Annotated in this window: 11 protein-coding genes and 1 tRNA gene; 7 read left to right on the forward strand and 5 right to left on the reverse strand. The window is 42.4% G+C overall.

Features of this window, described 5'->3' with window-relative positions; translation table 11 throughout:
• Positions 1 to 17: 17 nt before the first annotated feature.
• Positions 18 to 1094, reverse strand: coding sequence for an AI-2E family transporter (locus ACX6CI_RS23210; protein ID WP_458776030.1), 1077 nt, complete (start codon positions 1092 to 1094; stop codon positions 18 to 20).
• A 191-nt stretch (positions 1095 to 1285) separates the two neighbouring features.
• Here ACX6CI_RS23210 and ACX6CI_RS23215 point away from each other — a divergent pair, with 191 nt between their 5' ends.
• The 4 genes from ACX6CI_RS23215 to ACX6CI_RS23230 all read left to right on the forward strand — a co-directional run bounded on the left by ACX6CI_RS23215 (position 1286) and on the right by ACX6CI_RS23230 (position 4996).
• Entirely contained in the window at positions 1286 to 2368 is a 1083-nt protein-coding gene (locus ACX6CI_RS23215; RefSeq protein ID WP_458776031.1) for a branched-chain amino acid aminotransferase, read from the forward strand.
• Between the two features lie 229 nt (positions 2369 to 2597).
• A complete protein-coding gene (gene groES, locus ACX6CI_RS23220; protein WP_458776032.1) occupies positions 2598 to 2885 on the forward strand; it encodes a co-chaperone GroES in 288 nt (95 codons plus the stop codon).
• Between the two features lie 74 nt (positions 2886 to 2959).
• Complete coding sequence (groL, locus tag ACX6CI_RS23225; RefSeq protein ID WP_458776033.1) at positions 2960 to 4618, forward strand: chaperonin GroEL; 1659 nt, start codon at positions 2960 to 2962, stop codon at positions 4616 to 4618.
• Positions 4619 to 4919: 301 nt separating this feature from the next.
• Positions 4920 to 4996, forward strand: a tRNA-Met gene (locus tag ACX6CI_RS23230).
• A 93-nt stretch (positions 4997 to 5089) separates the two neighbouring features.
• Here the strand turns inward: ACX6CI_RS23230 and nadE are convergent.
• A complete protein-coding gene (gene nadE, locus ACX6CI_RS23235; RefSeq protein WP_458776034.1) occupies positions 5090 to 6073 on the reverse strand; it encodes an NAD(+) synthase in 984 nt (327 codons plus the stop codon).
• A 592-nt stretch (positions 6074 to 6665) separates the two neighbouring features.
• Between nadE and ACX6CI_RS23240 the strand changes: the two genes are divergently transcribed.
• The 3 genes from ACX6CI_RS23240 (at position 6666) to ACX6CI_RS23250 (ending at position 11807) form a co-directional block, all read left to right on the forward strand.
• Entirely contained in the window at positions 6666 to 7457 is a 792-nt protein-coding gene (locus ACX6CI_RS23240) for a GspE/PulE/PilB domain-containing protein (RefSeq protein ID WP_458776035.1), read from the forward strand.
• Between the two features lie 180 nt (positions 7458 to 7637).
• Positions 7638 to 11003 carry a PKD domain-containing protein gene (locus tag ACX6CI_RS23245; protein ID WP_458776036.1) on the forward strand — a complete coding sequence of 1122 codons (3366 nt, stop codon included), beginning with the start codon at positions 7638 to 7640 and terminating at the stop codon, positions 11001 to 11003.
• Between the two features lie 384 nt (positions 11004 to 11387).
• Positions 11388 to 11807, forward strand: coding sequence for a fibronectin type III domain-containing protein (locus ACX6CI_RS23250; RefSeq protein WP_458778510.1), 420 nt, complete (start codon positions 11388 to 11390; stop codon positions 11805 to 11807).
• Positions 11808 to 11845: 38 nt separating this feature from the next.
• Here ACX6CI_RS23250 and ACX6CI_RS23255 read toward each other — a convergent pair whose 3' ends face one another.
• The 3 genes from ACX6CI_RS23255 to ACX6CI_RS23265 all read right to left on the reverse strand — a co-directional run bounded on the left by ACX6CI_RS23255 (position 11846) and on the right by ACX6CI_RS23265 (position 14625).
• The gene (locus ACX6CI_RS23255; protein WP_458776037.1) at positions 11846 to 12769 is read right to left on the reverse strand and encodes a VanZ family protein; all 924 of its coding nucleotides are present in this window, start codon (positions 12767 to 12769) and stop codon (positions 11846 to 11848) included.
• Positions 12770 to 12883: 114 nt separating this feature from the next.
• Positions 12884 to 14377, reverse strand: a complete 1494-nt coding sequence (locus ACX6CI_RS23260; protein WP_458776038.1) for a class I adenylate-forming enzyme family protein — start codon at positions 14375 to 14377, stop codon at positions 12884 to 12886.
• Entirely contained in the window at positions 14377 to 14625 is a 249-nt protein-coding gene (locus ACX6CI_RS23265; protein WP_458776039.1) for an acyl carrier protein, read from the reverse strand. Before ACX6CI_RS23265 ends, ACX6CI_RS23260 begins: the two co-directional genes overlap by 1 nt.
• Positions 14626 to 14627: the final 2 nt, after the last annotated feature.

The following is a 14627-nucleotide window of genomic DNA, read 5'->3' on the forward strand; positions in this document are numbered from 1 at the left end:
CCTTGGGCCTATGCCTCTTATCTATCGTACCGGGATAAATAGATATCAGAGAGAGTCAAAAATGCGGTAATAATTAAGGGGCCGTATATGATTCCAAGAATACCATAAACGCTCAATCCTCCAATGATAGAGAGAAAGACCAGAAGGGTTGGCATTTCCACCTGATCTCCAACCATCTTCGGTTTTACAATATATTCGATGGTAAACGAGAGGATGAGGTAGAAGACAAAGAGGAATATACCTGCACTTGTCCGCCCGGTTATGATGAGAAAACCTGCAGTGGGGATCATGACAAGACCGATGCCGAAAATAGGCAGGAAGGCAAGGATTGACATGATACTTCCCCACAACAGTGGGGAGTTGAGCCCAAGAACAGAAAAGACAGCTCCGCCCAATATTCCCTGGATCATTCCACAGATACCGTTACCCTTAAGAATTGCGTTGGCAATTTCCTGAAACCGCTCTATGAGCAGGTGGTTTTCATGCTCAGGAAGAGGGGAGAGCCGGATCATATGGGCGATGAGCTTTGGTTGATCAATGAGCATGAAAAAGATAACCAGAATCATGATAAAAAAGAGAAACAGGAATTGTAAAAAGTTTGCTGCCCAGCCACTTGCCTGATTATAGAGCAGTAAACCACCCTTTTTTACCAGGTAGGAAAAGGTGTCAGTAACCTGAGATGGGTTGAAGGTAAAGCCAACTTCTTGTAATTGTTCCTGGAGTTTGAATATGAGCGGACTCTCCTGGAGGAAGGTCTGTAATTTGAGCCCAACCCTGCTGTCGCGCCCCCAGCTGTAGAGGTTAAGCGCCTCGTCTGTTAAAGAGAGAATAAAGAAGATTAAAGGGATGATGACAATTGCTATGATAAGCAGACAGGTGAGTACTGAGGCAAGAGCGTTGGGGGTTCTGCTGCTGATCTTTATATAAATAGGGCGAAAAAGATTGGTGAGCAAAAACGCAAGGACAAGAACGGACCAGAAGGGCCAGAGTATTTTGCCAAAAAAGAAGATGGAAATACCAAATACAACGAGAAAATATTTAGCACCTTCTGGGACTTTGGGTCGGTCGTTCAGTTGAATCGGTTGTTTGGTCATTCGTGCTGGTCTTTCAAGATTTAGTTTGTCTCTGGCTGAGAAATTGAGTTGCAATTGAACCTGTAGCTGATGTACTTTGCTCTCTTACATCTTATTGTTATACAGTTGTAGTACTTTAAAACTGTTGAAAAGTATATAACGTTCCATTGATTAAGCAAAGAGAAATAAGTGTTGTTGAGGAGAGAAAGAGAATGTGGGAAGACCTTGATGTTACATTGGAAAAAGTCGACGCTGGCAATCTGAAAGAAAAGCCGTCAGCGGATAATCTTGGCTTTGGCCAACACTTTACAGATCACATGTTCCTTATGAAATGGTCCAAGCAGGATGGTTGGCATGATGCGAAGATCTGTCCATATCAGGATTTTAAGCTCGATCCTGCTTCCATGGTTTTTCACTATGGACAGGCTATTTTTGAGGGATTAAAGGCGTATAAGGGAGACAATAATCAGTTGTACCTTTTTCGCCCTTCCGACAACTTTGAGAGAATGAACACTTCGGCTCTCAGGATGTGTATGCCACGCATTCCTGTGGATAAGGTGCTGAAATCACTTAAAGCACTTGTTTATTTGGAAAAAGATTGGGTGCCAGATGTTGAAGGTGCCAGTCTCTATATCAGGCCGACCATGATTGCGGTGGACCCTTATCTTGGGGTTCGTCCATCAGAGACCTATTATTTTTTCATTATTCTTTCCCCTGTTGGTGCGTATTATGCTGAAGGTTGTAATCCAACCAAGATATATGTAAGCGATGAGTATGTGCGCGCAGTTAAAGGTGGGGTCGGGCATGTGAAAACTGCTGGGAACTACGCTGCCTCTTTACATATGTCAGAAATTGCAAAAAAAGAAGGCTATACACAGGTGCTCTGGCTTGATGCCTGTGAGCACAAATATATTGAAGAGGTGGGTACGTCCAATATCTTTTTTAAGATTGGAGATGAGCTTGTGACTCCGCCCCTTAAAGGATCTATTCTTGGCGGCCTGACACGTGATTCCGTTATTACGCTTGCAAGGAGTTGGGGCGTTGATGTGGTTGAGCGAAAAATTTCCATAGATGAAGTGATTGATGCAAATAAAGACGGAAGTCTAAAGGAAATTTTTGGTACTGGTACGGCGGCTGTAATTTCACCCGTGGGAGAACTGTTCTATAAAGGTGAGAGTACCATTGTCAATAATGGTGAAACCGGAGAACTTTCTGCAAGACTATTTACTGAACTCCAGGCAATTCAAAATGGACACCAGGATGACCCCCATAAGTGGGTTGTTCGTGTTGGTTGAAAATAATTGCAAATAACGCATTTTTGCGGACTTGGGCTTATTGCCTAAGTCCGCCTTTTCCCCCCTGATTTTTTTTTAATTCACGCCCTTGATTTTTAAAAATCAACCCCTATATTTTTGGCCTAGTTTGGTCTAGCTACCCAATTATTGGGTAAAAATAAGTTGGGAATCCATATTGATATGGAGAGACCCTTTTTTTAATGAATATTAATTGTAGTAGGAGGAAGTAATGAAAATTCGTCCATTGAACGATCGTCTTTTGGTTAAAAGACTTGCTGAAGAAGAAAAAACTGCTGGTGGTATCATCATCCCTGATAGTGCTAAAGAGAAGCCAGCTGAGGGCGAAGTCGTAGCAGTTGGTCCTGGTAAAGTTGCTGATAACGGTGAAAGAGTTGCTTTGCAGGTTGCAGCTGGTGATAAGGTTCTTTTTTCCAAGTACGGTGGCACCGATGTAAAACTTGACGGTGAAGATTACCTCATCATGCGTGAAGATGACATCCTCGGAATTATTGAGTAATAGCGTTATCAGACACTGATTAACGTTTATATTTATAGATAAAATTCATCTCGTTAAATAGGGAGAATAGAATAATGGCTGGTAAAGAAATTAAGTACGGCGTAAAAGCTCGTGAGTCTATCCTTGCAGGTGTTAACACCCTCGCTGATGCAGTTAAAGTTACCTTAGGTCCTAAGGGACGTAACGTTCTCATCGAAAAGTCTTTTGGCGCACCTACCATCACCAAAGATGGTGTTTCTGTTGCTAAAGAGATCGAGATTGCAGACAAGTTCGAGAACATGGGCGCGCAGATGGTAAAAGAAGTTGCTTCTAAGACCTCTGATGTAGCTGGTGATGGTACTACCACTGCAACCGTTCTTGCTCAGGCTATCTACACTGAAGGTGTAAAGCTTGTTGCAGCTGGTGGTAACCCAATGGAAATCAAGCGCGGTATCGACAAAGGTGTTGAGGTTGTGATTTCTGAGCTTGCAAAAATTGCAACCCCTACCAAAGAGCAGAAAGAAATTGCTCAGGTTGGTACTATCTCTGCGAACAGTGATGAGACCATTGGTAACATCATTGCTGAAGCTATGGATAAGGTTGGTAAAGAAGGTGTTATCACCGTTGAAGAAGCAAAATCAATGGATACCAGCCTTGATGTTGTTGAAGGTATGCAGTTTGACCGTGGTTACCTCTCTCCATACTTTGTGACTGATCCTGATCGTATGGAAGTTGCGATGGACGATCCATACATTCTTCTTGTTGAAAAGAAAGTTTCCAACATGAAAGACCTTCTCCCGGTTCTTGAGTCTGTTGCCAAGATGGGTAAAGGCCTGTTCATCATCGCTGAAGATGTTGATGGCGAAGCACTTGCTACCCTCGTTGTGAATAAGCTTCGTGGTACTTTGAACATTGCAGCAGTTAAGGCTCCTGGTTTTGGTGATCGTCGTAAGGCAATGCTCGAAGACATCGCAATTCTTACCGGTGGTCAGGTTATCACTGAAGATCTCGGTATCAAGCTTGAGAATGTTACTGTTAACGACCTTGGAACCTGTAAGCGTATTGTAACCGATAAGGACAATACCACCATCGTAGATGGCGCAGGAGATGCTGAGAAGCTTGCTGCACGCGTTAAGCAGATCCGTACCCAGGCAGAAGATACTACTTCTGATTACGACCGTGAGAAGCTCCAGGAGCGTCTTGCTAAGCTCATCGGTGGTGTTGCAGTAATTAATGTTGGTGCTGCAACTGAAATCGAAATGAAAGAGAAGAAGGCCCGTGTTGAAGATGCACTGAATGCAACCCGTGCTGCAGTAGAAGAGGGCGTTGTTCCTGGTGGTGGTGTTGCTTATCTCCGCTGTCTTGGTGCTCTGGCTGCTCTTGAGCTTCCTGGTGAGCAGGCTGTTGGTAGAAACATCCTTCTCCGCGCTCTCGAAGAGCCTGTACGTCAGATTGCTGACAATGCCGGTCGTGAAGGTTCTGTTATCGTTGAGGCTGTTAAAAACCTCGAAGGTGCTAACGGATTCAACGCTGCTACTGAAGAATACGAAGACCTCATCGCTGCTGGTGTTATTGATCCAGCAAAAGTTACCAGAACCGCACTGCAGAACGCTGCATCAGTTTCCGGTATGCTTTTGACCACCGAGTGTGTTATCGCTGATGCACCTGAAGAAGCTGGCGCTGCTGCTGGTGGCGGAATGCCTCCAGGAATGGGCGGCATGGGTGGAATGGGCGGAATGGGCGGAATGATGTAAGACCCATCTGATCCTTTTAGTGCCTTACTCCTGAAAGTTTGTCATAAAAACAAGAAACTCAGGAATTGAAGTTGAAATGGTAAGTTTAGTCTAACCGCCAAGGCACTTATACCCCTCAAGGGGGTACTGAAAAGAGTCCCGGCTAGTTTGTATTTTTCCGGGACTCCGGATTAGTGTTGTAATGAAAAAGGCTTCCCATTTCGGGAAGCCTTTTTCTGTTTGTGCATTAAAAATAGAATAAGGTGTGAAAAAGTATTGACAGTATCTCCGTAGTGGGGTAAATATTTTCGCCTCACATCATGGCGATGTAGCTCAGTTGGTTAGAGCACACGGCTCATATCCGTGTTGTCCGGGGTTCAAATCCCTGCATCGCCACCACGAAAATAATGGCTCTATTTAGTTAGAATCATTTTTATATATAAGCCTACTCTTAGCCTAGCTTTGAGTGGGCTTTTTTTGTTGGTGCCTTCTTTATATTTCAGGGACAGATTCAATCAATAGAGGTGGACTGTGAAGGTATTGGGTCGCAACTCTTTTGCTATCAATATCCTTATAAACATTTTCCACCTGCTCCGCTGTTAAGCCAACCTGAGGAGCAACTTCTGCTGCTGAAAGACCATTATTTTTTCCATAGAGGCATACGTCCATTTTGTCATAGGTGAGACTGAAATAAAACTCATCCTGAGTCTGGGGTAGTGAGTAGGTGTCTGTGGTTGGTGGTCGTTTGCAAATTTCATTTGGGACACCGAGATACTCTGCAAGTTGATACACTTGTGTTTTGTAAAGATGTGCAATTGGTTTTATATCAGCTGCACCATCGCCTAGCTTGACAAAGAACCCCTGATCGTATTCAAGACGATTGGGTGTACCCGTTACGGCAAAATTAAGTCGATCTGCATGGTAGTATTCAAGCATTTTCCGAATTCGTTGTTTGAAATTTGTTGCGGCAACAATTTCCAGATATGCCTTCAGAGGCAAGCGCTTTTTAATGGTATCGCCAGCAGGCGACTGGGCAATAATCGAAAAATAGGTAAAGCCTGGTTTGTAAACGACGTTTGGCACCACGATTTTTGATTTCCACTCCGCAGTATATTCCGGAATAACTATTTTAACTGCCTTTTCGTAGCGTTGATAAAAATCAACAGCTTCCAACGGGCCTGAGATGTCTTCATGAATCGTTGCTACACCGAATGTCTCAGCTAACAAGCCGCTCAAGGATAGTGTTTCATCTGCAGAATGGCGTTCGGGCATTTGTAAAGCTAGGACCCGGTCTGTGCCCAATGCTTTTACCGCTAAGGCAAGAGTTACGCTACTATCAATACCACCGGAAATAGCAACGATAAGTCCTTTTCTTTTCAGTGTTTTGAGGTGGTTTTTAAGTCGTATGCAGATTTTATCAGTTGCCTGCTCCGGGATTACATTCAGAGCACTTTGGATAGTTTGAGAAGAAGTCATGAATAGTTACCCTTTTTAAAAATTGTGTTGAATGTTGAGATACTATTGCGTTTCCATAACGCACAATTGGTATTCTAAAGTGAGTTACTATACATATTAGTACCTTACTTCGGTAAAGGTGTCACAGAAAATAAGAAATGGGGTTGGCTCAACGTACTGGCCGTAATGAACCTCCAAGGTACTTATCCCGTTTATCGGGGTTAGGACGTTCGAGACTCCAAATGCAACGCCTTTGTTTACCATTATGGGCATCCAATTCCTTAAAGCAATATTACTGGGTTTTTCTGTATTGGCTTTTTAAGAAATGAATAAGTCCTTTAGACTCTAAAATTGAAGGGTATTTTGGGAAATCAGAGATGATATTGTTATGTGCTGAGGGGAAATTATTTTTCTTGGTCGCCTTGATTAATTTACAATATTGCCCCTATAATAATGATATGTGTTGCGTTTGGTACATCTGTTTTAGCAGTTGAAGAATTGTTTTAATGAGTAATGCGCGGCTATAAATAATTACTGCTTTGAAATAATACAACAAATACTGTGCCTGCTGTGTTGGCTGGTGAAGTTATAATAGAATTTTGGAGATAATCATATGACGAATAAACCGCGTTTGGGTGAAATCCTAGTGCAGGAGGGTCTCGTTAAACAAAGTGATATTGACCAGGCACTGCGAACTCAGGTTGGTGGAAATCGAAGACTGGGTCACATTTTAGTTCGGATGAAACTCATTTCTGCTGATCAACTTGCTGAAACTATTTCAAGTCAATTAGAACTTGAAATTTGTGATCTCTCAAATAGCTTCTCATCAGAAGTTTCCGGGGTGGTCCCCCGTTACTTGTGCCGTCGCTACACTGTTCTTCCTCTAGCTCTTAAAGAAAACAATATTCTTGAGATGGCAATGGCTGATCCTTGCGATGACGAGGCAATAAATAATCTCGAGCATTACACAGGTATGGTTATTCAGCCATTGCTTGCGCGACAATCAGATATTGAAAGAGCCATTCCTACTCGAGTTCCTCTGGGGATGAAAGATTTTTTTTCGCCACAATTCAATATGACCCTAACCCGAGTCGGAGTTGCTGCTTGTCTGGCTATGCTTCTGTTTTTAGGAGGTTTCACCTATCGATATGTGCATGAAACGACCTACGGTACAGAAGAAATTGCTGATGGTTCTAAAGTATACAAAAATCACGATTTGATTTTGGAAGTTAATACGAAGGGGGCGTTAAAGTTCTCAGGTCGAAGTGCTTTTGCAAAAGGATATTATTCTGTGACTTTCAATAGCAAGCAGGAACTCAATAAGTTCTTGGAGCGCAGGCAAGCGGATTTCTCAGAAAAACAGGCTGATTGGCTAGGGTGGGCAGTTTCAAACAGGTTACCATGATTTTTAGTACCGTAAAAATACAATCGAAGTCCTCGACTAAGGATTGTTTTTAATCAAAGATTTTTATGTAAATACTTATCCCTGCACAATTTTTGGTTGCAGGGTTTAAACTAAAATATGCCTGTAATTTGCTGAAATATAGACATCAGCTCATGTAGCATTTTGATGTAAATGGTTAATATGAAGATATTAAAATTAAATAAGCTGTTGTTTGTTACGATCTGCACAGTACTACTCTGTGGTCTAGGGGTAACGTTTGTAGTTGCTAAAGATTACTCATTTAGCTGGTCAGCAAATGTCGAGCCGGTAGAAGGATATAAACTCTATTACAAAAAAGGTGGTAGCGCAGGTCCCCCTTTTGATGGAGCAGATGCTGCTGATGGTGTATCTCCGATTGATCTTGGTAAAGTGACAAGTTTTACCATTACTGGTTTAGAAGATAACTCTACCTACCATTTTGCCCTAACTGCCTATAATGGAAGCGAAGAGAGTGATTTTACAGATGTAATTACTGTTGTTCCCGATACTCCAGATCCACCTGTTGTAATCGGAGCAAGTTATCCTTTTAGCTGGTCAGCTAATACAGAGCCCGTAGAGGGATATAAACTCTATTATAAAAAGGGTGGTTCTGCAGGTCCTCCTTTTGATGGAGCGGATGCTGCTGAAGGTGCATCTCCTATAGATCTTGGTAAAGTGACTAGTTTCACTATTACTGGTCTAGAAGATAATACAACCTATCATTTTGCCCTAACTGCCTACAATGGCAGTGAAGAGAGCGATTTTACTGATGTTATTACTGTTTTTCCGGATGGTAGTTTAGATCCTCCTGTTGCAGACCTTTCGGCATCAGTATTGACAGGGCCCGTTCCGTTGAATGTTACGTTTAATGGATCTGGTTCAACTGGAACTATTTCATCTTATAGTTGGGATTTCGGTGACAATAGTAGTGCAGGATCAGGTGAATCTATAACACACACCTATAATGTAGCAGGCAGCTATACTGTTGTTCTTACGGTTAGTGATGCAGCGGGTCAGACATCTCAAAAAAGTTTAGTGATTGTTGCAAGTGGAGCTGTTGCTTCAGGAGCGAGTTATCCTTTCAGCTGGTCAGCCAATGCAGAGCCCGTAGAGGGATATAAACTCTATTATAAAAAGGGTGGTTCTGCTGGTCCTCCTTTTGATGGAGCGGATGCTACTGAAGGTGCATCTCCTATAGATCTTGGCAAAGTAACTAGTTTTACTATTACTGGGCTAGAAGATAATACAACCTATCATTTTGCCCTAACTGCTTACAATGGCAGTGAAGAGAGCGATTTCACCGATGTTATTACTGTCTTTCCTGATGGTAGTCCAGAACCACTTTCGGCGACTATATTGGCAGATAGTCAAGCGGGCGAGGCTCCTTTCACAGTCAATTTTAGTGCAAACGGCTCTACTGGATCCATTACAAACTATACTTGGGTATTTGGTGATGGAGGTACAGGAACCGGTAATAGTGTGTCCCATACATATCAAGACTCCGGAACGTATACGGCTATCTTGACAGTAGGCGATGGTGCTGGTCAGACAGAACAGGCGAGTGTCGATATTACAGTTGCAGAGCCCCTTTCAGCAACTATAGTTGCAGATAGTCAATCAGGTGAGGCTCCTTTCACTGTCAATTTTAGTGCTAACGGCTCTACTGGTTCCATTACAAACTATACTTGGGTATTTGGTGATGGAGGTACAGGAACCGGTAATAGTGTATCCCATACATATCAAGACTCCGGGACGTATACGGCTGTCTTGACAGTCGGCGATGGTGCTGGTCAGACAGAACAGGCGAGTGTCAATATTACTGTTGCAGAACCACCACCAACAGATCCTCCTGTTGCGGGCATGAGTGCCTCGGTCACCTCTGGTGAAGCGCCGCTGACTGTTACCTTTAATGGAAATAGTTCGACCTCTGTGGTTCCTCCTATTTCCGCCTATAATTGGGACTTTGGTGATAGCAGTAGCGGAAATGGAGCATCTGTTGTCCATGTTTATTCCGAGGCTGGAAGTTATACTGCTGTATTAACGGTTGAGGATAGTAATGGTGTATCAGAAGAAGTAAGCACCACAATAACAGTTACAGCACCTCTACCCGATCCACCGGTAGCAGACCTTTCAGTATCATTGTCTACTGGCCCTGTGCCGTTGGACGTTACATTTAGTGGTTCTAGTTCAACTGGTACTATTTCATCATACGTTTGGGATTTTGGTGACAATAGTAGTGCGGGTTCAGGAGAAGCTGTAGCGCATACATATGATGTTGCCGGTAGTTATACTGTTATTCTTACAGTAACTGATGTCGCAGGTCAAACATCTCAAAAAACTACTGTAATAACTGCTGTTTCAGCTGGGGTGAGTTATCCCTTTAGCTGGTCGGCTAATGCAGAGCCTGTAGAGGGTTATAAACTCTATTATAAAAAAGGTGGGTCAGCAGAGCCTCCGTTTGATGGAACTGATGCTGCTGAAGGGGTGTCTCCAATTGACCTTGGTAAAGTGACAAGTTTCACCATTACTGGTCTTGAAGATAATACAACCTATCATTTTGCCCTCACCGCTTACAATGGCAGTGAAGAGAGCGATTATACCGATGTTATTACTGTTTTTCCAGAGGGTAGCACAGACCCACTTTCAGCTAATATAAGTGTTGATGGTCAGACAGGTGATGCTCCTTTAACTGTTAATTTTGATGGCTCAGGTTCAACTGGTTCCATCAGTTCCTATTCCTGGAATTTTGGTGATGGTGATACTGCTGCTGGTGTTACGGCCAACCATATCTATAGTTCAGTTGGAAATTACACAGCAACTCTTACTGTGGTTGATAGCAGTGGTTCATCCATGCAGGATTCAGTGGTTATTAATGTTACTGAAACGACTAGTGTTGATCTAACTCCGCCAACGGCGGTTGCTGAAGTCGATACAACAGAAGGAATTGTTCCCTTTGTGGTAGGCTTTGAAGGTGGAAGTTCAACATGCGCTCCTGGTAATACTATAGTCTCTTATGAGTGGGACTTTGGAGATGGAAGTGAAAAGCAATATGGAACAACCGTCGAGCACTACTTCAACCAGGCAGGGACGTACCTGGTTGCGCTCAAGGTAACTGATAGTAATGGTAATTCGGCTGAAGCAACAACATTGGTAACTGCTACCGAACCTGTGGTCGAAGAGAATAGTGATCCAGTTGCTGTATTTACACAAACATCAACTGTCGGAGCGGTACCATTCAGTGTTGAATTCAATGCCTCCGGGTCTAGTGATCCTGATGGAGACAACCTCACTTATAGTTGGACTTTTGGAGATGGTGCTGTTGCTTCTGGTGCTGTTGTTGAACACAATTATGCAATTACTGGAGTCTTTTCTGTACAACTTACCGTTGAGGATAGTAAAGGTGCAGCAACTGAAGTAAGTCAGACCATCGCCGTTTTGACTGATCGTGAGTATGAAAGATTTTTACGCGGGAAAAAGGTTCGTAGTATTATTAATATAATCAACACACTGTTGTTGAGTGATGAATAAAATATGTGATTAAACGGTAGGATAGTGCTGGTGTTTGGGGTCTATTGTACAAGAGAATAGGTCGTATGTTCACCTGCTTTCTCCTCTGTCTAGGTGAAGGCCTCTGGCCGAAGCCGTTTGGTTAGGGCCTGCTGAAATTACTGTATTAAAATGCCAAAAGTTAGGAATAGATGTTTTCCTGATTTTTGGCATTTTTTTGGTGCAGCTATTTTTAGTAAGGGTCCGCAGGTATTTGAGTACGTCCTGTGCAATAAAAGCTCTTATTGCAGTAAGTTAAGAATAGTGTTAAAGATGTTTTTGTTCATGCTGTTTTATACACAATAAATGGAGAAACTTTACTCAGTATAAAAATATCATTCTAGATGATTGTAGACAGTGGATAAAATGAAAAATACAACTATACGTAGGTTGAATGTATATTTGATGTGCATTGTTGTTCTTTTTGCTGTGTTTTTTGCAACATTGGTTTCTGCAAAAGAATACTCTTTTTCCTGGGCTGAAAATGATGGACTAATTGAGGGCTACAGGCTCTATTATAAAGAAGGAGGAGCGGCATCTGTCCCCTTTGATGGTATTTCAGCAAATGAAGGATGTTCACCAATAGATATTGGCAACAAAACTTCTTTTACCATTTCGGGGTTAGACGAGAATGAGACCTATCACTTTACCCTTACGGCGTATTCAGGCAATGATGAAAGTGATTTTACCCAAGTGATTACAGTTTCACCTGAAGATGGACAATTAGAAAAATGGAAGTTAGCAGGTCCCATCATACTGGATTATTTACTTGATCCTGATAATTAGCAATGATTCTGCTGCGTCGTTTATACGACTGTATTGCATTACAGTAGGCGTACATTGTCGATATAAAGAATCCGTCTGTTCTTCTGTTTTACAACAAAAACACCAAAACATTGGATGGTATCCAGGTTCATTTTTCGGTTGTCGGGGCCGTGGAGAATATCATCCATGGGGATGATTATTTCATTCCATCCATGGTGTAGGACTGATCTTCCGTTGAAACGATTGGAGAAATCCTGGAAATCGCCACTGTGTAAATTATCATGGACTCTGTAGTGTAATTGAACAGCTTGGGCAGGGTTAAAAACATTAAAAGCAAGCCCGCTGTGATTTTTCCAATTCCTTGGGAAATGATTTAAAAATATCCCACTGTACTGTTCTGTGCTAAGTTCAATTTTTCCCGAATAGTTGCCTTCAAGATGTACCGTAGAATCAATAGTTAACCCTGCCTCTCCGTCCCAACGATGTAATTCAGTGAAATGTTCAAACCCCGAGAGTAATGGAAACTCTCTGTACGAAAGGTATGTATCGACACTGATTTTTAGTAACGGAATCAGATTAATACCAAGACAAAGCAGAGCAATTGTTTTGAAAAGTATTGCTTTGATTCTGGCTTCTTTTTGACCAATTTTCCAAAACAGGACAAGCGCTCCTCCTGAAATGTCTTTCACTAAATCCATCCAGGAAAAATACCGATTGGACATACCAAGTTGGATTAACTCTGTTGTAAGGCCAATACTCAGCAAAATAATTAGAGTGGAGGTGATTCGAAAGAATTTTGAACGTTGTTGTGAGCACCAGTAACGGTCGAGTACAAAAACGAAGAGGGCAAAAAAGAAGAGATGCCCAAGGTTCCATAGTTCTTTCAATAGGCGGTGCGAATTCAAATCTGGGCCACCCAAGAAGAATAGAGGTAACACTGCAAGCAGAATTAAAAAGCTCCATTTATGCAGAGAATGAAACATTACACTTTTGGATAACAAAGAATTTTACGGTGGAGATTTCAGACTGTGCATCGCTTAGATGAAGTGCTTTGAAATACTGTGCGAGTATCTGAAAAATGTAAAGATGAGGGCCACTCATTTTTGCAATGCTGTTTTTTGTATCTTACCTGAAACCGTTTTAGGCAGATCACTTATAAAAGTAACGTGATGTGGGACTTTAAAAGCCGGAAGGTTTCGTCGACATTGACGGATTATTTCTTTATCTGTGGTATAACACCCTTCTTTGAGCACGACAAAAGCAACAATTTTCTCGCCGAGAATTTTATCTGGCCGACCAACGACTGCGACTTCGTGAACAGAGGGAAGCTGTTGGATGGTCTCCTCGATCTCCTTTGGGCCAATTCTGTGGGAACCGGATTTGATCATATCACTTTTCCGGCTCTCAATAAAAAGGAAACCATCTTTGTCGATTCTGGCGAGATCACCTGTCCACAATCTGCCATTTTTAAGAACCTTTTCAGTCTCTTCAGGATTTTGCCAATACCCGGCCATAATATTTTCGCCGGTTGCTACAATTTCACCAAGCTCCCCTGGTTCTGTGGCGGAGCCATCAGCTCGACAGACAGTTATTGTGACACCCGGTATTGCCTTGCCAATTGACCCGGCTTTGTCTTTGAGCAGTTCTGGCGGGAGATAACTCAGACGAGAAGACGCTTCAGTCTGGCCATACATAATAAAAATTTTGACTCCTTTAAACACCGCCGATAGTTCAGCTGCGAGCGTCGGAGACATGGGTGCACCCGCTTGGGTCAGGTAGCGCAGTTTGGGGAAACTTCGTTCTCTTACAGCAGAGCGGTGCAGTAGAATGGCAAAACTCGATGGCACCCCTGAAAACCCAGTTACCTTTTCGTCTGCCATCTGGTCGAGTATGACATTTGGATAAGTAAAACTTTGATTTACAATTAATGTCGCCCCGACAGCAATGTGTGTTAGCATAACAGAATTGCCGTATGAGTAAAAAAATGGCAGGACAGCCATGACTGTGTCGTGCTCTGTAAGCTCTAAGTACTCAATGACGGATTGTGTATTTGCAAACAAATTACGATGCCTGAGCATTATGCCTTTAGGGGTTCCGGTAGTCCCCGAGGTATAAATGATCTGGCAGATATCTTCGGTATTAAGCTGAGGAAGGGCTTGGACTTCTGTTACTGTGCTATTTTGCCACAGTGCGGGAATATCTGTTTCAAAAAGTCTTACATAAGGAGCATCCTCAGTAACGGAACTATACTTTAGGAATTTTTTATGTGAAAGGACAATAGAAATACCACTATCTTCTAAAACAGAATGAAGTGCATGATGAGAGGTTTGAGTGTTAAGACCCACAACTACCCCACCAGCATGTAATACACCAAAATATGAAGCAATATACTCACAGGCTTGATCTGTTAATACACCAACTCTATCTCCAGCCTTGAGGTTATTGCGTAGCAACCACTGACAGATTTTTTCCGACCGGTTATAGAGCTCAATATAGCTGACCTTCTCTTGACCATGAACTAGAGCAGTTTTGTCTGGTTTAGAGAGGGAGGCTTCTTTGAGATAGGACTGGATCAGGTTGGATTTTGACATTACTGTTTTTTTCTATCAATGTATGCTGAAAGAAGGATAACACTGTCAAGATTTTCAGGAATCAGTTCATCATCTTCCACCTGGATAGAAAATTCCTCTTCCAGCCAGTCTACTAGCTCCAGAACTCCAGTGGAATCGATGATTCCTTGTTCTAAAAAAGAACTTTCATTCTGCAGTGAATCCTCTTCGGCGTCAAATAGAAAATTTTCAAAGATAAATGTTCTTATTTTCGGGATGTATTCTTTCATGT

Source organism: Desulforhopalus glucosivorans (assembly GCF_054397165.1).